Consider the following 23,522-nt stretch of genomic DNA (forward strand, 5'->3'; position numbering starts at 1 on the left):
TGCAGATAAGAGCACCGTGCTTCTATCTGCATAGGGTTTCTCGGGAATGGTCGTGCATGGGAAAAAGGAGGAGAGCATGGGATTGGAAGAGGTCGTGATCACTGAAGCCATTATGGATTCCTATTATGAGAAGTTCCGGTCCTGCCTGCAGGTGGACATCGCAGTGGTCGGGGCGGGGCCGTCCGGTTTGACCGCGGCCTGGCATCTGTCCCGCCAAGGGTGGAACGTGGCTGTGTTTGAGCGCAAGCTCTCCATCGGCGGAGGCATGTGGGGGGGAGGAATGACCTGGAACACAATCGTGGTCCAGGAAGAGGGGAAAACCGTTCTGGAAGAGGCCGGAGTACCGCTGATCCTTTTCCGGGACGGCTACTACACGGCTGACGCTATTGCCGCAACAACCACCCTGGCTTCCAAGGCCTGTCTGAGCGGGGCAAAGGTCTTCAACTGCATCAGTGTGGAAGATGTGCTTATTCGAGAGGATGGAGGTCAGAAAAAGGTTACCGGCCTGGTCATTAATTCCAGTCCGGTGGAGATAGCCGGCCTGCATATCGATCCTGTGGTTATTGAGAGCAAGTATGTCATTGAAAGCACAGGTCATCCCCTGGAGGTTCTGCACACCCTGATCAGGAAAAACGATGTCCGGTTGTTCACCCCTTCCGGAGGTATTGAGGGCGAACAGTCCATGTGGGCCGAACGAGCGGAGCGGACAACAGTGGAGAACACAAGAGAGATATTTCCGGGGATGTATGTCAGCGGCATGGCCGCGAACGCTTCTTTTGGATCCTACCGGATGGGACCGATCTTCGGCGGGATGCTCTTGTCCGGACAAAAGGCGGCTCAGCTGATCGACGCCCGGCTGCGGGAGGAAATATAAAGGAGACCGGGATGTTACATAAAAATACAGTTCTAAGCCGCCTGTGGTCCGAACATGGACGGCAGATAGCTGAGGAGGAAGGCCTGGAGAGTGAGAGTATTCAGGCCGGGCTGGAGAACGGGAGCATGGTCCTCTTGGCCAACCCCGAACATGAAAACGTGCAGCCGGTCCTTATCGGTCAACCGGCGGCGGTCAAAGTGAACGCCAATATCGGGACCTCTCCGTTTATGAATGATCCCGACCTGGAAGTGAACAAAGCGGTCACTGCCTATCAGGCCGGGGCGCATACTGTCATGGATCTGTCCACCGGGGGGGATCTGGATGTCATTCGCCGGCGGATACTGCAGGCTACACCCATGCCGTTGGGTACAGTGCCCCTGTACAGTGTGGCCCAGAAATATATTGCGAACGGAGAAGATCCGGGCCGAATCCCGGCTGAGGACATGTTTGCCGAGATCGAACACCAGGCTGGGCAAGGGGTGGACTTTATGACCCTGCACTGCGGGGTGAGCGCCCAGGCCGCAGCCATGGCCAGGGAAGGGGACAGGAGCTTGGGCATCGTCTCCAGGGGCGGGTCCATTCTGGCCCGGTGGATGGAGGTCAACGACAGGGAGAATCCCTTGCTGGAAGACTATGACCGGCTTTTGGACATTTGTTTGGCACACAACGTGACCATCAGCCTGGGAGACGGTCTGCGCCCGGGGGCTGGCGCGGATGCCGGTGATCGGGCCCAGTGGGAGGAAGTCGTCATTCTGGCCGGGCTGGTCAAGAAAGCCAGGCAGGCCGGGGTGCAGGCAATGGTGGAGGGCCCGGGGCATGTGCCTCTGCACCTGGTCCAGTCCCAGATCCAGGCCATGAAGCGGCTCTGCGGCCAGGCCCCGCTGTATGTCCTCGGTCCTTTGCCCACAGACATCGCCCCGGGCTATGATCATATTGCCGGGGCCATCGGCGGGGCCCTGGCCGCTACGGCCGGAGTTGACTTCCTGTGCTACCTGACCCCGGCCGAGCACCTGACCCTGCCCAATGAGCACGATGTATGGCAGGGGGTAAAGGCCTCCCTGGTCGCGGCCCATTGCGCCGAGGTCTCCCTGGGCCGCAGGCAGGCAGTGGAGAGAAACACTGCTATCTCCCGGGCCAGAAAGGATCTGGATTGGGAGAAAATCACGGAATTCAGTCTGGACCCGGACATGGTCCGCCGCCGCAGGGAGACCTTCGCCGCTAAAGAAGAGTGCGCCATGTGCGGCGATTTCTGTGCGGTAAAGCTCCTTCGCTGAAAAAGCTGCTCGGTTGGGCCAAAGGTGCAACCGAGCAGCTTTTGTATTTACTGCTCAAACATTCCGGTGTACTCGGCCTGGTCCAGGACGTTGCCTTCAATGGCCTTGTAGAACTGGTCCAGACTCGCATTTTTCGGCAGGTCAATGGATGCGGCGTTTAAGGCATACAGGGTAGCTACATAGGGATGCCCTCCGGTTCCGGCCGGCGGCTGAGGACCTCCGTAACCCGGCTTCCCGAAGGAATTTTGCAACTCCTGGCTGCCTTGGGGCATGTTCTGCCCTGAAGCCCCTTCGGGCAAAGAGGCGGTTTGGGCCGGGATGTTGATCACCAGCCAGTGGATCCAGTTGTTGGCCACCGGATGGGGATCGATGAGGGCCAAGGCCAGGGATTCGGCCTGGGCAGGCACGTCTTCCCAGGCATAGGGGATGGAGACGTTGTCCCCCCCGGCCCCGGGCATGACATGCTTGACTGGAATTGTGGCCTGATCCTGAAATGATGGGGAGTATAAACGCATAGCTGACCTCCTTGCTGTGGGGTGAATGCCGTCGTCCAAGGGATGTGCCTTTTCTTTGGTCCGCAACCGGTATACATTCGCGTATACCTGTATTCGAACTCTGCACGATACATTGTTATCATTCTTTTCTCCTGCGTCTACCCCCAGCGGAGAACAGATCAAGGACATACTGCATGGCCAAGCACAAATTTGATCCCAAGCACATGTCGTCTTTGGAAGACCCCAAGCGCCTGGAGTATGAAGATCCGGAGCATATTCTCAGTGCTTTTTGTGTACAGCGGGTTGGCAGGGCAATTGATATTGGGGCCGGAACAGGTTTTTATACCCGGCCGCTGTGCCGTCGGCTGGGACCGGGCGGCTTTATCTGGGCCTGCGATGTGTCCAGGGATGTTCTACAGTGGCTGCAGGGCAGTCTGAGTGCCGATGAGCGGCAGCGCATCGGTTTGGTCCGGATCGGAGAAAGTGCGCTGCCCTTTGCTGCCAATACTATGAATCTGATGATTATGGCCAATGTCCTGCATGAGTTCGACCATCCGGACACAATGATGCAGGAGGCGTATCGAATATTGCGGGCAGAAGGACGGGTCTTGGTGGTGGACTGGAAAAAGGAAGCCGCCCCCTTCGGACCACCATACGCCCACCGGGTCTCATTGCAGGATATGGAGGGCCTTCTGGAGGAGGCAGGATTTACCCGCATTCAACCTCCACATGTTCTTAAGCGGCACAATGCACTTCTGGCAGGCAAGCCCGGCAACGTCCGGTAGGGACTCTTCAGGCATCGAGCACAAAAGGAGGACGTATGCGGTTTTGTGTCTGTGTGTTTGTCTTGCTCGGCATTTTGGGGTTGTTCGGCTGTCAAGGAGAGACACAGCCCAGGGGGCAGGAGCTGCTTATGGCCAAGTGCGTATCCTGTCACTCCAACCAGATTACCTGCTTGAATCTGGGAAAGGATCCGGCCTATTGGGAGAATGTTGTGGACCGCATGGCACACAAAGGCATGGAGATGACCACGGAGGAACGGGCGGTGGTCAGCGAGTATCTGGCCGGTCTGGACTCCGGAGCAGAGCCTGTGTGTCAGTGAGCCGGAAGGTCAACCTGCTCTCCAGGGGAGCAGGTTGTGGCTTTGCCGGCTGAAAAAAAGCGGACAACAGCTTATTGGGGCAACTGCAGCACCTGAAAACCGAGTTCCGGGTCTGCTGCCCTCTGGCCACGGCTATCGCTCAACTCAAAGAGCACAGCTTCCATGATCTGCCATACCTGGACCCCGGATCTGATGCACCCTGTGCGGGTTTCACTGTTCCGACCGCAGGCCATATGCATGTGCAAAACCGGTTCGCCCTGCTGATTGGGGAAGATGGTTCCGGTGCCTGCGATCTCGTGGACTGCCTCCAAAACATGCTGCAAGGTGGTGATCGGCCTTTGATCACCGTCTTCTGGGCCTACGACCAGTCTGCTGCCTGAATCCGCCCCGCCGAGAATGATCAGGGCCGCGGCTTGAACTCCGTTTTCTCGGGCAAAATCCTCAATGCACTGATGGACGATGTCTCCATCTTCCAAGCGGAGGACAAATGTCCTGCCCTGCTTGACTTCTTCTGCCTGCATGTCACCCTCCTCTCAGCAATACTGGCTGCTGGTTTGCATCTCAAGGCAATGCGCCCCCGCCAGGCCGATTATTCTTGTCCCGCGGCCCATTCAATGTCGGCCAGGACCGCATTCAGCACCTCTTCGGCTCCGTCTCCGCCCATTTCCAGAAATTTGCCCCGCAGGGGCTCGGCCCTTTGTTTGAAAGCGGCGATCTCCTCCTCAGTCAGCTGAATAAAGGTCATAGAGGGTTTGGCCTCCATGATCATCTGCTTTCGCTGCTGATTCAGCTTCGGCTCCAGGTCAAAGATGAATTCATTCGCGGCCTCTACAGACTCCAGGATAATGCTCCGCATATCATCCGGCAGCCGGGTCATAAAATCATGACTGGCGACAAAGGTAGCGATGAACGGGAGCTGGTTGGCCTTGATCATATAGTCCTGAACTTCATAAAACTTCATCTCCTGCAGGGCGAAAAAAGGCTGGGTCTGGGCATCTATCCGGCCCAGAGCCAGTTCGCTGTAGATCTGACTGTAAGGGACTGTGATCACATACGCTCCATACAGGCGGTAGGCGGTGATCAAGAAAGGAGACGACATGACCCGGAAGGTGAGTCCGTCGAAATCAGCAGGTCGGCGCAACGGCTTGTTCGCGGTCCAGATCTGCCAGCCTTCATCGATAACGGACAGCAACTCCATATCGTGTCGGTTGTAGTATTTCTGCAGTGTCCTCCGCGTATGCGGCCCGTGCCGAAGCACCTTTTCCACAAGCTCGCGTTTGGTGGGAAAGAGGTAATGGATAGAGAAGACCTGGACTTCGGGGATCTCGGAGCCCAGATGCCCCGGGGACTGGAAAGCGAACTCAATATCCTGGTTCTGGACCAGTCTGGTGATATCATCTGACGTTCCCAGTTCTCCGTAAAAGCGGATCGAGCAGGTGATCCGGCCTTTGGATCTTTCTTGCAGTGCTTGGGCAAAGGTGCGGGCGTACTCATGCTGCATGCTGCCCTCGATCTCTTCAAGGGCGATCTGCCATTGATGCTCAACCTCGGCTGCCCAACCTGGCGAGCCTCCAGCTAGAACGACGAGGAAGGCAAGGAAAATGCGTAGGTGTTTCAGGGACATGAACGTGTCTCCTGGCTGATGTGAGCGATGTTGTCAATATCCTTGAGCAGTTGACGCCGTGATGTTTGAGATTCAAGTTTTTTACCGACCACCGACTACCGACCACCGGCCCATCATCCCCCCATGGCCATGTTGGGCAGCCAAAGGGCGATTTGCGGAAAGACAATCAGAAGGACAGTAGCGATTATGAGCATGAGCAGAAAGGGCAGGGAGTGGCCTATGACTTCCAGGTACGGACGTCGAAATATGAGCTGGGCAGTGAAAATGTCACAGCCAAAAGGAGGGGTGGCTGACCCAATGGCTGCCTGCAGGGTGACCAGGGTTCCCAAGAGAATGGGATCCACGCCGGCACTGACCACGTAAGGCTGGAAGATAGGACTTAATATAAAAATGGCCACAATGGGATCCACAAACATGCAGGCTACAAAATAGACTATAACGACGATGAGCATGACTCTGAGCATGGATGGATCAGGGCCGAAAAGGGGGGGCAGCAGCTGCTGGGGGATCTGCATGAAGCCGATCATCCAGGAAAAGGCCTGTCCGGCTCCGACCAGGATGAAGACCACTCCGGTGATCACCCCGGTCTGCAAGAATGAGTCAACAAGGCGGTCCGTGGTCAGACTGCGGTAGATGAGGGTCTCCAGGAGCAGGGCGTAGAACACCGCCGCAGCCGCGGCCTCGGTAGGGCTGAGGGTGCCGGTGTAGATGCCTCCGACGATAATGACCGGAAAGCCCATGACCGGGAGGCCTTCCTTGATCACCCTGATCTTTTCGCTCCAGGAGGCCTTGGGCAGTTGGCCCACATTTTTGATCTTGGAGTACAGGAAGCAGTAGGCGGAGAACATGAGCAGGATCAAAAGCCCGGGAAGAATGCCGGAAAGAAAAAGCATGCCGATGGAGGTGCTGGTGGCCACTCCGTAGACGATGAAGCCAATGCTTGGGGGGATCAAAAAGGCGATGTCACTGGAGTTGATGATCAATCCCAGGGTGAACGGGCTCTTGTAGCCAGCCTCCAGCAACATGGGCCGCATAGTTCCTCCGATGGCAGCCACAGTGGCCTGGGTGGATCCGGAGACAGCCCCGAAAAGGGTGCAGCTGACGTTGGTGGTGATGGGCAGGCCGCCTGGCAGGTGCCCGACAAAGGCCTTGATCATCCGGATCAAGCGCCCGGCGGATTCGCCGGAGGTGATGATGCTGGCCGAGAGGATAAACATAGGCACACAGACCAGGGCGGGAGGGGTGACGCCGTTGATCACCTGCTGGACCATGGTCACCATCAGCTTGGGCGCGAAGTCCGGCATGTAGATATAGATATACAAGGTCAGGGAGCCCAGGAGGGTGACCATGAAGGGAAAGCCAAACAAAAGCATTGCGGCCAGGCTGATTGCAAAGAGCATCATAGCTGCGCCCCCCGATCTGTTCGTCTTCATACTCGCTTTGCTGCTCTGGAGACTGCCAGACATCTTTCTCGGTCAGGTTTTTGATGATGGTGCGGATGTACTGGATACAGGCGAGACCAAATCCTATGGGAATGATGATGTAAAAGGTCCAGGTCGGAGCGCGCAGGGCCGGGGTCAGATGTTCCCTGGTCATGGCATTCATCAGGTACTCATAGGAAAACCAGGCCATCATGCCCATGACCAGGGCGCTGATGACGCAGATGATCAGGATGAAAACCTTTTCCATCTTCGGCGGCATGGCGTCCAGAAAGGCTCCCATCCGGATGTGCCGGGCCCTGCGCACCCCATAGCTGACGCCGGTGAAGGTGGTCAGCATGACCAGGAATCTGGATATTTCCTCCGCGAAATAGAGGCTTTGAAAAAAGGTGCGGGCAATGACATTGGCAATGAGCAGTACTGCCAGGGCGGCAACACAGAAAACCAAGATGGAGACTTCAATGGCGTTGATCGCCTGCCCGATAGTTCCGTTCAGACGCTGTACAAGCGTCCCCTTTTCATCCTGGGTCCTATCCTGGTTCATGGGACACCCTTTGTGCGTTGTCCACCGCTCAGGCGGACGCATGCCCGCCTGAGCGTACAGACGGGTTATTGGATATCGAGTTCTTTCTTGGCCTTTTCAATGTCCTTTAGCACTGCCTCCAGGATTTTCTCAGATCCCGTTCCTCCTATCTTGGTGAACTTGGGATAGACAGTTTGGGCCTGTTTCTGAAACGCGCTGATGGCTTGGTCGTCCAGATAATTGAATTCCAGTTCCGGCCTCTCTTGCATCATTTTTTCTTTGTCACTGGCATTGCGTTCCATGATCCATTCACCGGCCTCAATAATCGAGCCTTGCCAGAAATTAAACATCTCCTGCTGCACATTTTCCGGGAGACTGTTGAAAAACTCTGCATTGGCGGTGGGGATGCCCAGAAACGGCTCATTGTTCAGCTGAGTGCAGTAGTCCTGGACCTCATAGAACTTCATGCTGTAGATGGCGAAAAGCGGGTTGACCTGGCCGTCAATGAGCCCCATCTGCAGGCCGCTGTAGATTTCACCGTAATCCATGGGGGTGGGGACAGCTCCATAGGCCTTGTAGTCCTCCACCAGAAGCTTGGAGGACATGACCCGTATTTTCAGGCCCTTCATGTCTTCCAGCTTTTCGATCTTCTTGTTCGTGGTCAGCCATTGCCAGCCCTCAAACATGACAGACATGGGCACCAGGCCTTTATCTCTGAATGACTGGGTCAGGAGGGGGTAGAACTCGCCGTTGTCCATCATCCAGTCCAGGGTCTGGGGCACCTTTTCGGTTGGAAAGATATAGTTCAGGGCCAGGACCTGGGCCTGAGGGACGAAGGAGCTGATCCAGGCGTAGTCGGAAAAGACAAAGTCCACGACCCCCATCTGGCAGAGCTCGTTGATATCGCCCAGAGCCCCCAGGGTGCCGTAGGGATAGACCTCGATGTCGATCTTCCCGTCAGACCATTCCCGCATGTGATCGGCAAATTTTTCGGCCCATACGGTCATGAAGTCGCCGTCGATTTCCTCCGAAGCCAGCTTGGCCTTGATCGGTTCGCCGGTGTAGTTCGCGGCGCCGGCGATTGAGCCCGGGATGACCAAGACGGCAAGCAGCAAAGCGATAAGAAGCCTTTTCATGCAACTATCCTCCTGTTCGGTGTTGAAAGACATGAACACTGGCCAACGGGGCGGTTCCTCCTGCTCTTACTGACACCTCCTGGCAATCGGTTGTATCTGTATGACCTGTGAAACTGCGGGCTGAATTCGGCCCCGACTTTTCCTTAGGGGCGCCGGTCACTGGAAGAGAGGTGACACGTTTACGAGGTTGGGTAACAGGGCTTTGCAGACGCGTTAGCTGTGCATGGAAGCGAAGTAAGCAGGTTCTTCGACGTAGCCTGTGGATTTTTGGAGTTTGCCATCTCTTTTGTGTGCCCACTTTCGGCCCGGTATTTTCTAAGCCCCGCCAAAGGGGGATCCCTGCCCTCTCCAGGCACTCACATGATGGACATTGCCTTCAGATGGACTGAGCATATCATGCATGTGAGTGCCTGGTTTCCCCCTTTTGGCGGGACCAAGAAAATGTGCGGGCCTGCCGCTTACGGCACACAAAAGAGACGGCAAACTCTTATGTAGGCAGTTCCACTTTCTGTGTCGAAGAGCCAGTAAGCATCAAACTGTATGCTGAAAAAAGGTGAACACGCTGGAGACAAAGATTTCCACCCCCAAGGGAAGCACGTCTTCATCGATGTTGAATTCCGGATTGTGATGGGCAATATCCGTTTTTTTGTCCGGATTGCCGCAGCCCAGGAAGATGAAGGCCGCCGGGATCCTGGCGCTGTATTCGGCGAAGTCCTCGCTGGCGATGGTCTGCATGGTGGTCAGTCCCTCGGTCGGACCAAGGACCTGGGAGATGGCCTCGGTTGCGATCCGGGTCAGCCTGGGGTCGTTGATCAGGGGGATGTTTTCCCGGTCCATGTTGATCTCGCATGTGCACCGGTAGGTATCGCAGATGCTGTGTGCTATGCGCTGGAACCTCTGGGCCGGGTGTTCCGGGCTGTCCGGTCCGGCCGGATACAGATAGCGGATGGTGCCTTCCAGAAGGACCTCTTCGGGAATGATGTTGCTTTTGGTCCCTCCTTCAACTTTGCCGAACATGATGGTTGTGGGGTGCAGGTTGCTGATCTCCCTGGTCTGAATGGCCTGGACGGCCATGATCAGGTTGCCGGCGGCGATGACCGGGTCGACAGCCTCCTCGGGAAATCCCGTGTGTCCGCCCTTGCCCCTGATCGCGAGCTTAAAGACGTCCAGCCCGCCCATAACAGGTCCGGGGGTTGCGGCCACGGTCCCGGATGGGAGCTGGCTCCAGATGTGAATCCCCAAGGCAGCGTCAACTCGAGGATCTTCCAGCACTCCAGCCCGGATCATGTCCCTGGCTCCGTTGATTTCCTCATTGGGCTGGAAGACGAGCTTGACCGTCCCCCGCAGGTTGTCCCTGTTCTCCACCAGGACCTTGGCTGCCCCAAGGAGCATGGCCATGTGTGCGTCGTGGCCGCAAGCATGCATGACTCCTTCGGTACAGGAGCAGTAGTCCACCTCAGTCGCTTCACATATGGGCAGGGCGTCCATGTCAGCCCGGAGCATGAGGACCGGCTTTTCCTGTTGCCCCTCAATCAGGGCAACGACGCCGGTCCCGGCCATTCTGGCGGTGGTCAGTCCCAGGGCTTGCAGATACTGCTCGATCACAGAAGCGGTCCGGAATTCCTGAAAACCCAGCTCCGGATGGGCATGGAAATCCCGGCGCAGGGCGATGATATCGTCCTTGAGCTCGGCTATCCTGGCTTTGAGCATTTGCATAATAGTAGCACGTTACAATGCGTCGTTAAAGGTTTTTTTGCGCACAGCGAAGGCCACGTAATCGATCAGGCTCAGATAGTCGAAGACAGGCAGGCCTGTTGCTTCCTGGATTGCTGCGGCATAGGGCGGGAGCATGCTGCATTCCAGAAGCAGGGCCCCCAGGTCTGAGTTTTCGGCCTGGAGCGTACGTGCGGCTTGGACCACGTCAGTGCGGATTTGGCCGCTGTCCAGGACGCCGACATCATCAATGGCCGCTTTTTTAAAGGCATCACTGTGTTCCAGCCCGGCGACGCGAATCTTAGAGGAGTCGTTGATCCCCAGAGAGGAAAAAAGCTGAAGATCCAGGGACTGGGCATTGGCAGTCAGGACACCGATTGTGGACCGGGGGGCGATGATTGAGGCGATGAACGGGATCTGGAGCAGGCTGGTCAGGAACACCGGTATGTGCACAGCACGTTGCACCTCCCGCTGGTATATGGCCATGAATCCGCAGTCACCGGTAATGGCCTTGACCCCCTCCCGTTCCAGTTCCTGCGCCCCGCGGACCATCTCCTGGATGAAGCTTTGATCGTGAGCAAAGATCCGCTCCGGGGTCAGCCCATCAATGCGCCGAAAACGTACAGGGTACTGATAGGTTCCTGCGTTGCCCACATCGCCGTGAATAAAGGGCGTGGTGGTATCCAAGAGCAGGATGCCGATGAGCTCTCCGTACGAGGTCTGTCCAGGTCTGGCCTTGAAGATCATGACGCTACCAATGAATGTCGTGTGTTGTGTCTACATGCCTACGAGGGGGGGGCACAACGAATGATATCTGCCCCTCTCTTCTGTCCCCTACCCCTCCAGGAGAAACAGCTTGCGCGGAAAATCGGCGAATGTTTTGCATCCGGTTTGCGTGACCTGAAAGGATTCGCTGCACTCAAAGCCGAAGTCGTCCATCCACATGCCCAAAATCATGTGAAAGGTCATATTCGGGGTCAGGACAGACCTGTCACCGGGGCGCAGGCTCATGGTATGCTCTCCCCAGTCGGGCGGATAATTCAGACCCATAGAGTAGCCGATCCTGGATTCCTTCTCCAATCCGAACTTGGCGATGTGCCTGCGCCAGACCAGCTCCACCTCCTGGCATTGCATCCCGGGCTTGATGGCCTCCAGGGTCAGATTCAAGCCTTCAACGGTTCTGTCGGCCAACTCCTGAAGCTTTGGGGGCGGCTTTCGGCCCACAAAGGCGGTCCTGGCGATCGGACAGTGGTAGCGGAGCCGGCATCCGGCCAGTTCCAGATTGACCGCCTGGTCCTTGTGATACGGTTCGTCGGTCCAGGTCAGGTGCGGGGCGGAGGTCTTTTCTCCGGTGGGCATCATGGGCACAATGGCCGGGTAGTCCCCCCCGAACTCGGGCAGCCCCTGGATTTGAGCCCGGTAGACCTCGGCGACTGCGTCGCATTCGCGCACTCCGGGGCGGATATGATCCAGGGCGGTCTGCATGACGTTTTCCGCGATTTTGCCTGCCTGCTGCATATAGGCGATTTCCTGGTCCGACTTGACGCTGCGCACCCAGCTGACCAGGAGGCTGCAATCCACGAAATCGACGCCGGGCAGAGCGGTCTGCAGCTCTTCCAGCCAGCGCACGGTAAAGTAATAGGCGTCCTTCTCCACGCCGATCCGCTTGGTGTGCAGGTTACGTTCCTGCAGAAACCGGCCCGCAAAGCGCAGGGGATGATTGTCTGCGACCTGGACCAGGTTGTCCGGGTAGCCGACGATCTGCTCCCGGTCCATCCAGACCGTGTGCCTGGCCCCGTTGGCGTCCATGCCCCGGCCGATCCAAAAGGGCTGGTCGTGGTCCAGGCTGAGGACAACAACCTGCGGGGTATAGAAGGACCACCCGTCGTATCCGGTCAGGTAGTTCATGTTGGCCGGGTCAGCGACCAGGATGACCTCCAGGCCCTGCTTCTGCATGGCCTGCTTGGTGGCCTGGATCCGCTGCTGGTATTCGCTGAGAGGGAAGATGGGCATAACCTGTAACCTCAAATCTTGCTTTACCTTCATTTGCAAAAACTTTTGACTTATAAGTCTTTGTTTTTGCTGACCTTTGACCTCTAGCGAATGAAAAGGACTTTTTGCACTCGCATCTCTAGATCCATCCCCGCAAGAGCATGGCCCTTTCCAGCTTTTTCAGGGCGTGAATCCAGGCCCCGAAGCGCAGGGAAGGGGTGTTGGCCTCCCTGGCCCTGTCTCTGGACTGGGTGTAAGCAGCGATAATCCTGGTACGCAGGGTGGCATTCACCCGGTCCAGGTCCCAGTATTCATCGGAGAGTCCCTGGGAACGCTCAAAGTGGCAGACGGTGGCTCCTCCGCTGTTGGCCACCACATCCGGAACCACGGTGACCTGCTTGTCCGTCAGGATCTGGTCCGCTTCCGTGGTCAGCGGGCCATTGGCTCCTTCCACAATGAGCTTGGCCCGGACCTTGCCCGCGTTGCCGGCGTGAACCACGTCATGGACTGCTGCCGGAACCAGGATATCCACTTCGGCTTCCAGGACCTGATCATTGGTCATGGCTTCGGTGCCGGGAAAATCAGCCACGCTGCCGGTGGACCGGACGTGGTCCTTCAGAGCCGGGATGTCCAGGCCCTTGGGGTCATAGATTCCTCCGTAGACGTCGCTGACGGCCACAACCCGGCACCCGGTCTGGTACAGATGGGACGCAAGCTCCGCGCCGACTTGGCCGAAGCCCTGCACCGCGGCCGGGGCCTGATTGAGCTCAAGCCCCATATCCTGGGCAGCGGCCTGGAGGACCAGAAAGACACCCCGGCCTGTAGCCGCCTTCCCGCCCAGGGAGCCGCCCAGAATGGCCGGCTTATCGTTGATGGCCGCCGGGCAGTGGGTCCCGGTTGTTTGTTCGTATTCATCCAGCATCCAGGACATGGCCTGTTCCCCGGTGCCGATGTCAGCTCCCGGAACATCCACCCACGGCCCCTTGGGGGTCAGGTTGCGGACGAAAGCCCGGATCAGGCTTTCCTGGTCCCGGGCGGTGAGTGTCCTGAGGTCGGCCCGGATGCCGCCTTTGGCTCCGCCGGCCGGGATGTCGGCCACGCAATGCTTCACGGTCATAAAGATGCCCAGGGCCTTGATTTCGTCCAGGGTCAGCTCCGGGCGGATGCGGGTTCCGTCCCGGAAGGGCCCCATCGCGTCGCAGTAATGGACCCGGTAGGCCTGAAAGACCTCAAAATCCCCATTGTCCAGCTTGAGGGGGATGCAGAAAGAGTTGATCCGTTTCGGAGTTTGCAGAACCTTCAGAGCCCGGGGGTTGATCTGACCCAGGCGTCCGGCCTCGTTTAAGGTGTCCAGGGCGACGTCAAAGACGGTTTTGGAAGGAGACATGGGCATGTCCTTTGGTTCGAGGGTGGAAAAGGGCTATCCGACCACAGGCAGGATGAGGTCCTTGGCTCCCTTGTTGGAAGTTTTCAGCTGGGGGGCGTGCCTGGTCATCATCTCCTGGACCACCTGAGCCATCTTCACTTTCTCCCGGATCAGCTCCTGATGAAAGGACTCAAAGGCCCAGGGCTTGTAGATGTCGGCCTCAGAGGTGCCGGGCTCGATCTTGAAGTAGACCGGGGAGGCCACCCGGGCGATTTCCGGGGCTTCATAGGCCCGGTACATGCCGCCGAAGGCATCGACAATGATCACGTAGACATCCAGGGGCATGTCCACAGCCTTGCGGATGGAGGACAATATGGGCAAGGAGACGTCGGACAGGGGGTTCATGGAGTTTGCGCCCAGGGATTCCACGATCTTGGCCCCGGCTGCACTGCACTGGCCACCAAAGACCGAGTATTTGAACACTGTTTCCTTGGGGATCATGCCTTCGGAGCGCATCCTGTTCACGATGTTCAGCACCCCTTCGTCATAGACCAGGAACCCGCGGATTCCGGCTTCGATATTCCGCATCATGTCGGCAATATGGTAGGATACATTGTCCGAACCGCGCAAACGCATGCCCTGCATCACCCCTTCCGGAGTCGCGGCTTCCTTGGATCCCGGATCCCAGGCCTTGCGATGCCCAACGACCATGACCACTTCGATCTCTTCATCCCGGGCCATCTTGGCCATGGTTTTGAGCTCGTCGAAATCGCAGTAGGTGGAACCGCCGACTGTGGCCACCACCCTGTGCACGGTCACCTTTCGTTTCTTGGCCTCGTCGATCATGGCTTCCATGGTCGAGGCCCGCTCAACGCCGGCGATTTCAATCCGCCACTGGGCCCCGTCGGGAAAGGACTTCGGGGAATCGGCAAGATCGTAGCCGTCCCGGCCGGGAATGCCCATTTTTTCCATAAAATCTCGAATGCTCTTCAATGTCTCAGACATGGGGGCTCCTTGTAGGTCAAAATGAAGTTTCGGCACACTGCCTGTACACTCTGGTCATCCATCGCCTCTGCTTGCAACAAAGGGGGCGCTGCCTATTTGAGCAGCTTCTGCAGCTTGTCCAGCTCCCCGTCCACCATCTTGTACGTGTGTTCTTCGGCCGGAAACGACCTGTCCTTGACCTCGGCAAAGTAGTTTTCAAAGGCCTTGATGCATTTGTCGCCGATGTTCTCGTATTTTTTGACGAACTTCGGAGTGAAGGCCTGAAACTGGCCAAGGACGTCGCTGCAGATCATGAGCTGGCCGTCGGCCTCGACCCCGGCTCCAATGGAATAGACCGGGATGGTCAAGGTGTCCCGAATGATTCCGCACACTTCCGGAGGCACGGCCTCCACCAGCAGGGCAAAGGCCCCGGCTTCCTGGATGGCCAGGGCATCGTCGATCTGGGCCTTGGCTGTCTCCGCTGTCCGGCCCTGGGCCTTGAACCCGCCCAGCTGGCCGGAACTCTGCGGGGTGAGCCCGATATGGCCCATGACCAGCATGCCGCCGTCGGCAATGGCCTTGATCTGATCGCAAACCCGGTTTCCGCCCTCCAGCTTGATGGCATCCACCCCAGCCTCCTTGTGGAAGCGTCCGGCATTGTACACAGCCTCGCTGACACTGACCTGATAGGACAAAAAAGGCATGTCCCCGATTATAAAGGTGTTCGGGGCCGCCCTGCGGACTGCCTCGCAGTGGACGATGCATTGGTCCATGGTCACCGGTACGGTCCCGGAATATCCGTACACGCACATGCCCAGGGAATCGCCGACCAGGATCATATCTGCTCCTGCTGCTTCAGCGAACTGGGCAGTGGGAAAATCGTAGGCCGTAATCCAGGCCGCGGGTTGGCCTTCGGTCTTCATCTTTTGCAGATCGATCCGGGAGAGTTTCTTTTTGCTCATGGGCTCGCTCCTTCTTTTGTGAGGATATGGTTGTGCCAGGCTGTCAGCGCGCGGCAGGCTTGGTCCTGGCGGAAAATGACCCTGCTGCTGCATTCAGCCGCCCACCTGCTGCAGGCGCCGGCTCAGGCTGTGTCCCACGCTGAGAAGCTCCCGGCTCATGTCCTTCATTCTCTGGGCGGACATGCGCATGGAGGGACCGGAGATGCTGATGGCGTACCGCGGGTACTCCCGGTGGTCGAAAATGGGTACAGCTACACAGCGCAGTCCGAGGCAGAGCTCCTCATTGTCCGTGGCATACCCGCACTCGCGGATCAGGGTGAGTTGCTGCATGAGGTCGCCGGGTCCGGAGCAGGTCGTGGGGGTCGGGGTTTTCCATCTTACAAGGTGCAAAAATTCAGTGAGCTCTTCCTGAGGGAGAAAGGCCAAAATGGCCTTGCCCAGGGCGGTTGCCTGGGCCGGGGCCCGGCTGCCGATCTCGGGGTCCGGGCGCAACAGTTCCGGGCTGTCGATCTTGTCTATATGGACGACCTCGCAGTGGTCCAAAAAACCGAGGTTAATGGTTTCATGGAACTCAGCCGACAGCCTGCGCATGAATGTGGAGGCGTTCTTGCGGATCTCAAAACGGTTGGCCAGCTTGGTGCTCAGCTCCAGAATCTTGAAGGTTAATTCATATTTGCCGTCTGCATTTTGGTGGACGTATCCCAGGTCCTTGAGGGTGGAGACGAATCTGTGGGCACTTGCCCGGTTGTACCCCAAGGCGGCGGCTATACGGCTCACATGCATGGCGCCGCCTTCAGCCAGAAGCTCCAGGACGCGGAGCCCCTTATCCAGGGAGGCGATATAGTAGTATTCTTTTCCTGAGGGCATTCTGTAACGCAATATGTGACAGGGTCTTTGTATATGTTACAGAATATGATCAAAATCAGGTTGTCTTGTCAAGGAAAAAAGCGCTTCTTCGACGTTGACTGTGGATTTTTGGAGTTTGCCGTCTCTTCTGTGTACCCACTTTCGGCCCGGTATTTTCTAAGCCCCGCCAAAGGGGGATCCCTGCCCCCTCCCGGCTACTCACGTGCAGGTCACTGCTTTCTGTGTGCCTAAAGCGTATCATGCACGTGAGTGCCGGGTTTCCCCCTTTTGGCGGGACCAAGAAAATGTGCGGGCCTTACGCTTACGGCACACAGAAGAGACGGCAAACTCTTATGGATGCAATTCCACTTCCTGTGTCGAAGAGCCAAAAAAGCGAACCATACGCAGGCCAGGGTGCCTGAGCAGAGGACCGGAGTCGGCCGGTCTGGGCCTGGCCCGGGGTTGCTTGATTCTCACTGTCGAAGAAGGTACAACTTTTGAAGTTTGAACTCAGAGAGGTTTGCACATGGAAATCAAGTGCCCGGAATGCGGTTTCGTCCGTGAGGTGCCCGAGGATAAGATCCCCCCTACGGCCAAAATGGCCACCTGCCCCAAGTGCAACCAGAAGTTCTTTTTCCGGGAGCACGCTGACCAGGAGACTTCAGCCGAGGATGGTAGCTGGAATGATCAGGCCGGCCAAGAGCAGAGTGAGGCTTCGGCCGGTGGGCAGGATACTGAACAAGGGGCGGAAGAGGACATCTGGACCCAGTTGGAATCCTTGTCCGGTGCGGGCTCCACAGAAGGGACTGCCGGGGAATACAGCACCGGTGAAGAGACAAAGCGGGGCGGGAGACCCCAAAAGGGTATCCCCTGGGAAAATCTGAGGGAATATGGATTTTTCCCCGGGCTGATAGAGACTATCAAGCTGGTCATGCTGCAGCCCCAGACCTTTTTTTCCCGGCTCCCCCTGGGACAGGGGTACAGCAAGCCGTTGATTTTCTATCTCCTGGTGGCTGAAGTTCAGGCCTTGGCCCAGTTTATGTGGCGAATGGCCGGGGTCGCGCCCCAGGGACAAGGGGGAGGCGATTTTCTGGGGCTTGGCCTGGCCGGGCTGAGCTCACTTTTGGTTTTGATTCTGTATCCGGTATTTCTGGCCGGCATGCTCTTTGTGGTCAGCGCTTTGAACCATGCCTGTCTCATGGCGGTCAAGGCTGGAAAGAAAGGGTATGAGGGGACATTTAAGGTTATAAGCTATTCCAATGCCCCCATGGTTCTCGCTGTGTTGCCCCTGCTCGGTCCCCTTGTAGGGATGGTGTGGACCATGGTCTGTACCTTTCTCGGGTTCAAATATGTCCATCGGACCACCAACATGCGGGTGCTTGTGGCAATGATTCTGCCGCTGCTTCTGCTTCTGCTCTTGAGCACCTTCATGGTTTCGGTCAAAGGATAGCCTGGCCCCGTGCCCCGACAGACAAGATACAATGATGCACTGATGCATTGCATACAACGCTGCAAGACGAGTACCACATGATAGGAATTTCCAAACTGTACTGCGACAGTGTCGAGCCTTCGGATGCCTTGCGCTACGGCCGCCGGTCCCGGGATCTGCCGTCCCATCTGCTGCAGTTTGCAGAGGACAAAAAGCCGGTGGTGGTCTGGAATATGACCAAGAGGTGCAATCTGCACTGTGCCCACTGTTATGCCCGCTCGGATGAAACCGCCGGGGAAGGTGAAATGGGCACGGATCAGGCCAAGGCCATGATCGACGATCTGGCCCGGTTCGGGTCTCCGGTGCTGCTCTTTTCCGGGGGCGAGCCCCTGGTCCGTTCCGATCTGCTTGAGCTTGCCCACTACGCCGTTGGTTGCGGCATGCGGGCAGTGATCTCCACCAACGGGACGCTGATTACCCGGGAAAAAGCCAGGGAACTCAAGGAGGTGGGTCTCTCCTACGTGGGCATCTCCCTGGACGGCACACAAGAGATCCACGACAGGTTCCGGGGAGTTCCCGGGGCCTACGCCAAGGCCATGCAGGGCCTGGAAAACTGTCAGCAAGAGGGGCTGAAGGTCGGTCTGCGCTTTACCATCAGCCGGCGGAATCAGCAGGAAGTCCCCGCGATTTTCGACCTGCTCAAGGACCGGGAGATACCCAGGGTCTGCTTCTATCACCTGGTCTACTCCGGCCGGGGGTCGGAATTGATCAAGGAGGATCTGGATCACGACGAGACCCGGCGGATTGTGGATCTGATCATGGATGAGACCAGGGATATGTATGTACACGGCCTGGAGAAGGAAGTGCTCACCGTGGACAACCATGCCGACGGACCCTATGTCTATCTTCGCTTGCTGCGCGAGAATCCGCAGCGGGCCGAGGCGGTCATGGAGCTGTTGTCCTACAACGAAGGCAATAATTCCGGACGGGGAATCGGTTGCGTGTCCTGGGACGGGACGGTGTACGCCGACCAGTTCTGGCGAAATCACGCCTTTGGCAATGTCTGCGACCGGCCCTTTTCCCAGATCTGGACCGACTCAGGCATTGAGCTTCTGTCCCGGCTGAAGGACAAAAAGGCCCATGTCACCGGCCGCTGTGCCGGGTGTCGATTCCTGCCGGTCTGCGGCGGGAACTTCCGGGCCCGGGCCGAGGCCTATTACGGCGATATATGGGCCCCTGATCCGGCCTGCTATTTGACGGATGAGGAGATAGGCCTGAAGTAGTGCCTTGTCATTCATCACCTGGCGGAATACAAGAAACACCCCCCAGCCCCCCTCAAGGGGGACCAAGAAGAGGGAGTGACAGACTAACCGACGTGCCTGCCAAGGCGCAGGTACGCTTACGCTAACGAAGCATACAAACGATTTCGATACCGATACCGATACCGACTGGGAGTGGTTCCCCAATCTGATCCTGATAACTATTAACCAATAACTCATAACAGTTTTTCATACAAAAGGACGTGTTTACAGAATCTTGGCGAGGGATACAGGTATGAGTTTTTTCCGCGGCCGCCGACTGCGGCGGACCGAAGCAATGCGCAGCCTGGTCCGGGAGACCGAGCTGCGCCCCCAGGACCTGATTCATCCATTTTTTGTCCTTGAGGACGATGATACCCAGATTCGAAAGCCTATCGCCTCCATGCCGGGGCAAAGTCAGCTCGGGCTGGAGGCCCTGGTTGAGGATGTCCGGCAGGCCAGGGCTCACGGCCTCTCGAATATCATGCTCTTTGGCATCCCCAGGCACAAGGATGAGCGGGGAAGCCAGGCCTACGCTTCGGACGGGATCGTGCAGCAGGCCGTGACCAGAATAAAAGAAGCGGTCCCGGATATGATGGTCATTACCGATGTCTGCCTCTGCGAATACACCTCCCATGGTCATTGCGGGTTGATTGCAGACGGAGGGGTCCAGAATGATCCGACCCTGGAGCTGTTGGCTCAGACCGCGCTTTCTCATGTCAGGGCCGGGGCGGACATGGTGGCTCCGTCGGATATGATGGACGGCAGGGTTCAGGCTATTCGCCGGGCCTTGGACCGGGAAGGATTCGTCGACCTGCCGGTCATGTCTTATGCAGTCAAGTACGCTTCGGCCTTTTACGGCCCGTTTCGGGATGCAGCCCAGAGTGCACCCAGCTTCGGAGACCGCAAGACCTATCAGATGGACCCGGCCAACGCCCTGGAAGGCCTGCGGGAGGCAGAGGCGGATGTGCAGGAAGGCGCGGACATTTTGATGGTCAAGCCGGCCCTGCCCTACCTTGACGTGCTGCGAAGGATCCGGGACAGGCATGACCTGGCCTTGGCCGCGTACCATGTTTCCGGGGAGTACGCCCTGATCAAGGCAGCGGGGGAAAAGGGCTGGGTCGATGAGCGGCAGGTGGCCCTGGAGAGCCTGACCAGCATCAAGCGGGCCGGAGCATCCTGCATTTTGACCTACTTCGCCCGGGATGCGGTTCAGTGGTTGCAAGAGTATTAAGGGATGAGGAAAAAGCTCACGAATTATTGCTCCCACGCACACCGCGGGAACTCTAACAAAAAGTTGTAGGGATGGACCTCTCAGGTCCAACTCGTCAGTTTCATTTTGTTGTGATTTACTTTCTTCGGGTTCGTAATCGAAATCGGGATCGGGATCGATATCCATAAACTGAGAATTCCTGCTGCACCGAATGACATATGCTTTCGATTTCGATAGCGATCCCGATTTCGATTTGGATTATCCCAGCTATTAACTAATACCAGTTTTTCATGCAAATGGGTGCGAAATGTTCTGTACATTAATAAAAACACCTTGAGGCCCATGCATTCATCCACTCATCCTCCACATCTGCGGCTTATTGCCTGGGAAGTGACCCGGGCCTGCAATCTGGCCTGCAAGCACTGCAGGGCCGAGGCTAGACAGGAACCTTTTCCTGGAGAATTAAGCACCCAGGAGGCCAAGGCCCTGATCGACACCGTTCCCCAGACCGGGAGTCCGATCATTATATTTACCGGCGGAGAGCCCCTGCTCAGGGAGGATGTCTTTGACCTGGCGGGTCATGCCCGGGAGCAGGGACTTCGCTGTGTCATGGCCCCGAACGGGACACTGATCAATGCTGAAAATGCAAGGGCTATGCGCGAATCAGGCATTGAGCGGGTGTCAATCTCCATCGACGGGCCGGACGAAAAAAGCCACAACGAGTTCCGGGGAGTCCCAGGGGCCTTCGAGGCCTCCATGCACGGGATTGAGTACTTAAAGCAGGCCGGCATCCCCTTTCAGATCAATACGACTGTGACCAGAAACAACCTGGGCAGCTTCGGGGACATCTTCAGCTTGGCCCGGCAGCTCGGGGCTGTGGCCTGGCACATATTTCTCCTGGTTCCCACCGGCAGGGGCGCTGAACTCCAGGATGAAATCATCAGCGCCCAGGAATATGAACGGATTCTGAACTGGTTCTACGATTTTCGACGTCAGACCGACATGCACCTTAAGGCCACATGTGCCCCGCATTATCATCGGATCCTGCGCCAGCGGGCTCAAGAGGAGGGGACTGCGGTGACCCAGGAAAACTTCGGCCTGGACGCAGTCAGCCGCGGATGTTTGGGCGGTATCGGCTTCTGCTTCATCTCCCATTCCGGCCAGGTCCAGCCCTGTGGATATCTGGAGCTGGATTGCGGGCAGATTCGAGAACAGCCCTTTCCGGAAATCTGGGCCAATTCGCCACAGTTTCAGGCCCTGCGCGACCCGTCCGCATACCAGGGCAAGTGCGGAATCTGTGAATATCACCGGGTCTGCGGGGGGTGCCGGGCCAGGGCCCAGACCATGAACGGCCACTACTTGGCCGAAGAGCCCCTCTGCTCATATATCCCCAAAAAAGCTGGGAAATAACATGGACACCACCGACAGGCGCATCCTGGATATCATCCAGACCGAGTTCCCCCTGGTTTCCAGGCCATATGCCCATATCGGGGGCCAGGTAGGTCTGACCCAGGCAGAGACCTTGGCCCGGGTGCGGGCCATGCAGCAACGGGGCATCATTCGCAGGATCGGGGCCAACTTCCAGTCTCGCCGGTTGGGATGGAAGAGCACCCTGTGCGCGGCTGCGGTGCCCGAGGACAGGCTTGAGGAGTTCGTTGCCATCGTGAACAGCTATCCCGGAGTGACCCACAATTATCTGCGCCGCCACAGGTACAATGTGTGGTTTACCTTTATCGGTCCCAGCTGGCAGGCCATTGAGGACAGCCTGGAGGCGATACGGGAAGCGACCGGGGTGAATGTCTTGAATCTTCCGGCGGAACGCATGTTCAAGATCAAGGTCGATTTTCGGATGCAGGAGGAATGAGATGTCGAGCACGGCCACGCTCAGACGCGTGGCCGTGCTCGACATCTCATTTTTTCGGTTGTGTATGCCTACCGGAACAAATTCCCCCATCATCGTCATCGGCGCAGGTCCGGCCGGACTCATGGCCGCCGGTCAGGCGGCGGTCCACGGAGCCGATGTTCTCCTCCTGGAAAAGATGGCCAAGCCTGCCCTTAAGCTGGGATTGACCGGCAAGGGGCGGTGCAATCTAACCAATACAGCCCCGGTCCAGGAGTTCATCCAGGCCTTCGGTTCCCAGGGCCGCTTTTTGCACCCAGCCTTTTCCCGTTTTTTTAGCTCTGATCTGCGGGATTTTCTCCACTCCATAGGCATTGCCACCCAGGTGGAACGGGGCGGACGGGTTTTTCCGATCTGCGAAAACGCGCCATTAGTGGCCCGGACTCTGGTCGACTGGGTCCGCGGACAAGGAGTGGATATTCGGACCAGGACCAGGGTGGTGGATATTGCGGTTGACCAGGGAGGGATAAGCGGGGTTCGGGTTCAAGGCGGGGACGGAAAGGAATCATTTATCGGGGCCGACGTGGTGATCCTGGGCACAGGAGGCGCTTCCTATCCAAGCACCGGTTCCACCGGGGAGGGGTTTGAGCTGGCCCGCCGAGCGGGGCATGCCGTGCAGCCCATCGCTCCCGCCCTGGTTCCACTGGAGACGGCCGAGGTAGAGACCGTCAAGGAGCTGCAGGGCTTGAGCCTGCGCAATGTCCAGGTCCGGGCCGAGGCAGAGGGGAAGATAGTGGGGGATGAGTTCGGAGAGATGCTGTTTACCCATTTCGGTCTTTCCGGCCCGGCCATCTTGAGCTTGAGTCAGAGTGTGGTCCGAGCCTGGGAAAAGGGCTGTTCAGTTTTAATCCATATCGATCTCAAGCCGGCCCTGGACGATCAGAAACTGGACGCCCGCCTGGTCAGGGACTTTCGGGATCGCGGCCGGCAGCAGCTGAAGACGGTGCTCAAGGGCCTGCTTCCGGCCGGATTGATTCCGGTTTGTCTGCAGCAGACAGGACTTAAAGGGGACACCACCGCCAGCCAGCTTACCGCCAGGGATCGGCGAATCCTGCGGACCTGGCTCAAGGATGTGGTGTTCACCGTCAGCGGTCACCGGTCCTTTTCCGAGGCAATTGTTACCGCCGGCGGAGTTTCGGTCAGGGAAATCGATCCCCGCAGTATGCAGTCCAAGCTGGTCAAGGGCCTGTACCTGGTCGGAGAGATCCTGGATCTGGCCGGCACAACCGGGGGCTACAACCTGCAGGCCGCCTTTTCCACAGGCTGGCTGGCCGGGGAGAGTGCAGGGAAAAAAGTGAACATATGATGGATTGCCTCTGAATGAAAGGCAGGGCTTGCCCCTACAAAGAGGAG

22 protein-coding genes and 1 pseudogene are annotated in these 23,522 nt (G+C 57.6%); 10 read left to right on the plus strand and 13 right to left on the minus strand.

The genetic code is table 11. From position 1 onward, the window contains the following. The first annotated feature begins 76 nt into the window (after window positions 1–76). On the plus strand, window positions 77–874 hold the full coding sequence (locus N902_RS0104370; protein ID WP_027369944.1) for a sulfide-dependent adenosine diphosphate thiazole synthase: 798 nt from the start codon (window positions 77–79) through the stop codon (window positions 872–874). An 11-nt stretch (window positions 875–885) separates the two neighbouring features. After that, entirely contained in the window at window positions 886–2,148 is a 1,263-nt protein-coding gene (thiC, locus tag N902_RS0104375) for a phosphomethylpyrimidine synthase ThiC (protein WP_027369945.1), read from the plus strand. 47 nt (window positions 2,149–2,195) lie between these two features. On the opposite strand, the gene N902_RS0104380 is transcribed toward thiC, so the two are convergent. Continuing rightward, entirely contained in the window at window positions 2,196–2,663 is a 468-nt protein-coding gene (locus N902_RS0104380; protein WP_027369946.1) for a YbhB/YbcL family Raf kinase inhibitor-like protein, read from the minus strand. Between the two features lie 173 nt (window positions 2,664–2,836). On the opposite strand from N902_RS0104380, the gene N902_RS0104385 reads away from it, so the two are divergent. Together N902_RS0104385 and N902_RS16370 are read left to right on the plus strand one after the other, a co-directional pair. Continuing rightward, window positions 2,837–3,427, plus strand: coding sequence for a class I SAM-dependent methyltransferase (locus N902_RS0104385; protein ID WP_027369947.1), 591 nt, complete (start codon window positions 2,837–2,839; stop codon window positions 3,425–3,427). A 35-nt stretch (window positions 3,428–3,462) separates the two neighbouring features. Further along, the gene (locus tag N902_RS16370) at window positions 3,463–3,744 is read left to right on the plus strand and encodes a hypothetical protein (protein WP_051564288.1); all 282 of its coding nucleotides are present in this window, start codon (window positions 3,463–3,465) and stop codon (window positions 3,742–3,744) included. Between the two features lie 71 nt (window positions 3,745–3,815). Here N902_RS16370 and N902_RS0104395 read toward each other — a convergent pair whose 3' ends face one another. The 12 genes and pseudogenes from N902_RS0104395 to N902_RS0104450 all read right to left on the minus strand — a co-directional run bounded on the left by N902_RS0104395 (window position 3,816) and on the right by N902_RS0104450 (window position 16,350). Then, window positions 3,816–4,265, minus strand: a complete 450-nt coding sequence (locus N902_RS0104395) for a PPC domain-containing DNA-binding protein (protein WP_027369948.1) — start codon at window positions 4,263–4,265, stop codon at window positions 3,816–3,818. Window positions 4,266–4,333: 68 nt separating this feature from the next. Next, window positions 4,334–5,368: a TRAP transporter substrate-binding protein DctP gene (gene dctP / locus N902_RS16375; RefSeq protein WP_034621552.1), complete on the minus strand. Its 1,035-nt coding sequence runs from the start codon at window positions 5,366–5,368 to the stop codon at window positions 4,334–4,336. 113 nt (window positions 5,369–5,481) lie between these two features. Further along, window positions 5,482–6,771 (minus strand): TRAP transporter large permease, encoded by a 1,290-nt coding sequence (locus N902_RS0104405; RefSeq protein WP_027369949.1) that lies wholly within the window; start codon window positions 6,769–6,771, stop codon window positions 5,482–5,484. A gap of 133 nt (window positions 6,772–6,904) precedes the next feature. After that, a pseudogene (locus tag N902_RS20615) lies at window positions 6,905–7,393 on the minus strand (TRAP transporter small permease); the annotation flags it as partial. 23 nt (window positions 7,394–7,416) lie between these two features. Continuing rightward, window positions 7,417–8,466: a TRAP transporter substrate-binding protein DctP gene (dctP, locus tag N902_RS0104415; RefSeq protein ID WP_027369950.1), complete on the minus strand. Its 1,050-nt coding sequence runs from the start codon at window positions 8,464–8,466 to the stop codon at window positions 7,417–7,419. A gap of 531 nt (window positions 8,467–8,997) precedes the next feature. Next, window positions 8,998–10,182 carry a M20 metallopeptidase family protein gene (locus N902_RS0104420; protein ID WP_027369951.1) on the minus strand — a complete coding sequence of 395 codons (1,185 nt, stop codon included), beginning with the start codon at window positions 10,180–10,182 and terminating at the stop codon, window positions 8,998–9,000. 12 nt (window positions 10,183–10,194) lie between these two features. Then, window positions 10,195–10,926, minus strand: coding sequence for an aspartate/glutamate racemase family protein (locus N902_RS0104425; RefSeq protein WP_027369952.1), 732 nt, complete (start codon window positions 10,924–10,926; stop codon window positions 10,195–10,197). 87 nt (window positions 10,927–11,013) lie between these two features. Beyond that, the gene (locus N902_RS0104430; protein ID WP_027369953.1) at window positions 11,014–12,192 is read right to left on the minus strand and encodes a M24 family metallopeptidase; all 1,179 of its coding nucleotides are present in this window, start codon (window positions 12,190–12,192) and stop codon (window positions 11,014–11,016) included. A 118-nt stretch (window positions 12,193–12,310) separates the two neighbouring features. Continuing rightward, entirely contained in the window at window positions 12,311–13,558 is a 1,248-nt protein-coding gene (locus N902_RS0104435) for a Glu/Leu/Phe/Val family dehydrogenase (protein WP_034621556.1), read from the minus strand. A 33-nt stretch (window positions 13,559–13,591) separates the two neighbouring features. Further along, window positions 13,592–14,542, minus strand: coding sequence for a hypothetical protein (locus N902_RS0104440; RefSeq protein ID WP_027369955.1), 951 nt, complete (start codon window positions 14,540–14,542; stop codon window positions 13,592–13,594). Between the two features lie 92 nt (window positions 14,543–14,634). After that, window positions 14,635–15,483, minus strand: a complete 849-nt coding sequence (panB, locus tag N902_RS0104445) for a 3-methyl-2-oxobutanoate hydroxymethyltransferase (RefSeq protein ID WP_027369956.1) — start codon at window positions 15,481–15,483, stop codon at window positions 14,635–14,637. A 93-nt stretch (window positions 15,484–15,576) separates the two neighbouring features. After that, window positions 15,577–16,350, minus strand: a complete 774-nt coding sequence (locus N902_RS0104450; RefSeq protein ID WP_027369957.1) for an IclR family transcriptional regulator — start codon at window positions 16,348–16,350, stop codon at window positions 15,577–15,579. A 505-nt stretch (window positions 16,351–16,855) separates the two neighbouring features. Here N902_RS0104450 and N902_RS20120 point away from each other — a divergent pair. The 6 genes from N902_RS20120 (at window position 16,856) to N902_RS0104480 (ending at window position 23,475) form a co-directional block, all read left to right on the plus strand. Continuing rightward, window positions 16,856–17,779, plus strand: coding sequence for a YIP1 family protein (locus tag N902_RS20120; RefSeq protein ID WP_027369958.1), 924 nt, complete (start codon window positions 16,856–16,858; stop codon window positions 17,777–17,779). A gap of 77 nt (window positions 17,780–17,856) precedes the next feature. Continuing rightward, complete coding sequence (ahbC, locus tag N902_RS0104460; RefSeq protein ID WP_027369959.1) at window positions 17,857–19,041, plus strand: 12,18-didecarboxysiroheme deacetylase; 1,185 nt, start codon at window positions 17,857–17,859, stop codon at window positions 19,039–19,041. A 271-nt stretch (window positions 19,042–19,312) separates the two neighbouring features. Then, complete coding sequence (gene hemB / locus N902_RS0104465) at window positions 19,313–20,290, plus strand: porphobilinogen synthase (RefSeq protein ID WP_027369960.1); 978 nt, start codon at window positions 19,313–19,315, stop codon at window positions 20,288–20,290. Between the two features lie 321 nt (window positions 20,291–20,611). Beyond that, window positions 20,612–21,679, plus strand: a complete 1,068-nt coding sequence (ahbD, locus tag N902_RS0104470; RefSeq protein ID WP_027369961.1) for a heme b synthase — start codon at window positions 20,612–20,614, stop codon at window positions 21,677–21,679. A 1-nt stretch (window position 21,680) separates the two neighbouring features. Beyond that, entirely contained in the window at window positions 21,681–22,133 is a 453-nt protein-coding gene (gene ahbA, locus N902_RS0104475; RefSeq protein ID WP_027369962.1) for a siroheme decarboxylase subunit alpha, read from the plus strand. 1 nt (window position 22,134) lies between these two features. Beyond that, window positions 22,135–23,475 carry a BaiN/RdsA family NAD(P)/FAD-dependent oxidoreductase gene (locus tag N902_RS0104480; protein ID WP_244147369.1) on the plus strand — a complete coding sequence of 447 codons (1,341 nt, stop codon included), beginning with the start codon at window positions 22,135–22,137 and terminating at the stop codon, window positions 23,473–23,475. Window positions 23,476–23,522: the final 47 nt, after the last annotated feature.

Origin of the sequence: Desulfovermiculus halophilus DSM 18834, from assembly GCF_000620765.1 — a bacterium.
In the GTDB taxonomy this organism is placed as follows: domain Bacteria; phylum Desulfobacterota; class Desulfovibrionia; order Desulfovibrionales; family Desulfothermaceae; genus Desulfovermiculus; species Desulfovermiculus halophilus.

Excerpts from the sequence above, each read along its gene's own strand:
- N902_RS0104370 (WP_027369944.1), top strand. The coding sequence starts at position 77 with ATGGGATTGGAAGAGGTCGTGATCACTGAAGCCATTATGGATTCCTAT.
- thiC (WP_027369945.1), top strand. The coding sequence starts at position 886 with ATGTTACATAAAAATACAGTTCTAAGCCGCCTGTGGTCCGAACATGGA.
- N902_RS0104380 (WP_027369946.1), bottom strand. The coding sequence starts at position 2,663 with ATGCGTTTATACTCCCCATCATTTCAGGATCAGGCCACAATTCCAGTC.
- N902_RS0104385 (WP_027369947.1), top strand. The coding sequence starts at position 2,837 with ATGGCCAAGCACAAATTTGATCCCAAGCACATGTCGTCTTTGGAAGAC.
- N902_RS16370 (WP_051564288.1), top strand. The coding sequence starts at position 3,463 with ATGCGGTTTTGTGTCTGTGTGTTTGTCTTGCTCGGCATTTTGGGGTTG.
- N902_RS0104395 (WP_027369948.1), bottom strand. The coding sequence starts at position 4,265 with ATGCAGGCAGAAGAAGTCAAGCAGGGCAGGACATTTGTCCTCCGCTTG.
- dctP (WP_034621552.1), bottom strand. The coding sequence starts at position 5,368 with ATGTCCCTGAAACACCTACGCATTTTCCTTGCCTTCCTCGTCGTTCTA.
- N902_RS0104405 (WP_027369949.1), bottom strand. The coding sequence starts at position 6,771 with ATGATGCTCTTTGCAATCAGCCTGGCCGCAATGCTTTTGTTTGGCTTT.
- dctP (WP_027369950.1), bottom strand. The coding sequence starts at position 8,466 with ATGAAAAGGCTTCTTATCGCTTTGCTGCTTGCCGTCTTGGTCATCCCG.
- N902_RS0104420 (WP_027369951.1), bottom strand. The coding sequence starts at position 10,182 with ATGCAAATGCTCAAAGCCAGGATAGCCGAGCTCAAGGACGATATCATC.
- N902_RS0104425 (WP_027369952.1), bottom strand. The coding sequence starts at position 10,926 with ATGATCTTCAAGGCCAGACCTGGACAGACCTCGTACGGAGAGCTCATC.
- N902_RS0104430 (WP_027369953.1), bottom strand. The coding sequence starts at position 12,192 with ATGCCCATCTTCCCTCTCAGCGAATACCAGCAGCGGATCCAGGCCACC.
- N902_RS0104435 (WP_034621556.1), bottom strand. The coding sequence starts at position 13,558 with ATGTCTCCTTCCAAAACCGTCTTTGACGTCGCCCTGGACACCTTAAAC.
- N902_RS0104440 (WP_027369955.1), bottom strand. The coding sequence starts at position 14,542 with ATGTCTGAGACATTGAAGAGCATTCGAGATTTTATGGAAAAAATGGGC.
- panB (WP_027369956.1), bottom strand. The coding sequence starts at position 15,483 with ATGAGCAAAAAGAAACTCTCCCGGATCGATCTGCAAAAGATGAAGACC.
- N902_RS0104450 (WP_027369957.1), bottom strand. The coding sequence starts at position 16,350 with ATGCCCTCAGGAAAAGAATACTACTATATCGCCTCCCTGGATAAGGGG.
- N902_RS20120 (WP_027369958.1), top strand. The coding sequence starts at position 16,856 with ATGGAAATCAAGTGCCCGGAATGCGGTTTCGTCCGTGAGGTGCCCGAG.
- ahbC (WP_027369959.1), top strand. The coding sequence starts at position 17,857 with ATGATAGGAATTTCCAAACTGTACTGCGACAGTGTCGAGCCTTCGGAT.
- hemB (WP_027369960.1), top strand. The coding sequence starts at position 19,313 with ATGAGTTTTTTCCGCGGCCGCCGACTGCGGCGGACCGAAGCAATGCGC.
- ahbD (WP_027369961.1), top strand. The coding sequence starts at position 20,612 with ATGCATTCATCCACTCATCCTCCACATCTGCGGCTTATTGCCTGGGAA.
- ahbA (WP_027369962.1), top strand. The coding sequence starts at position 21,681 with ATGGACACCACCGACAGGCGCATCCTGGATATCATCCAGACCGAGTTC.
- N902_RS0104480 (WP_244147369.1), top strand. The coding sequence starts at position 22,135 with ATGTCGAGCACGGCCACGCTCAGACGCGTGGCCGTGCTCGACATCTCA.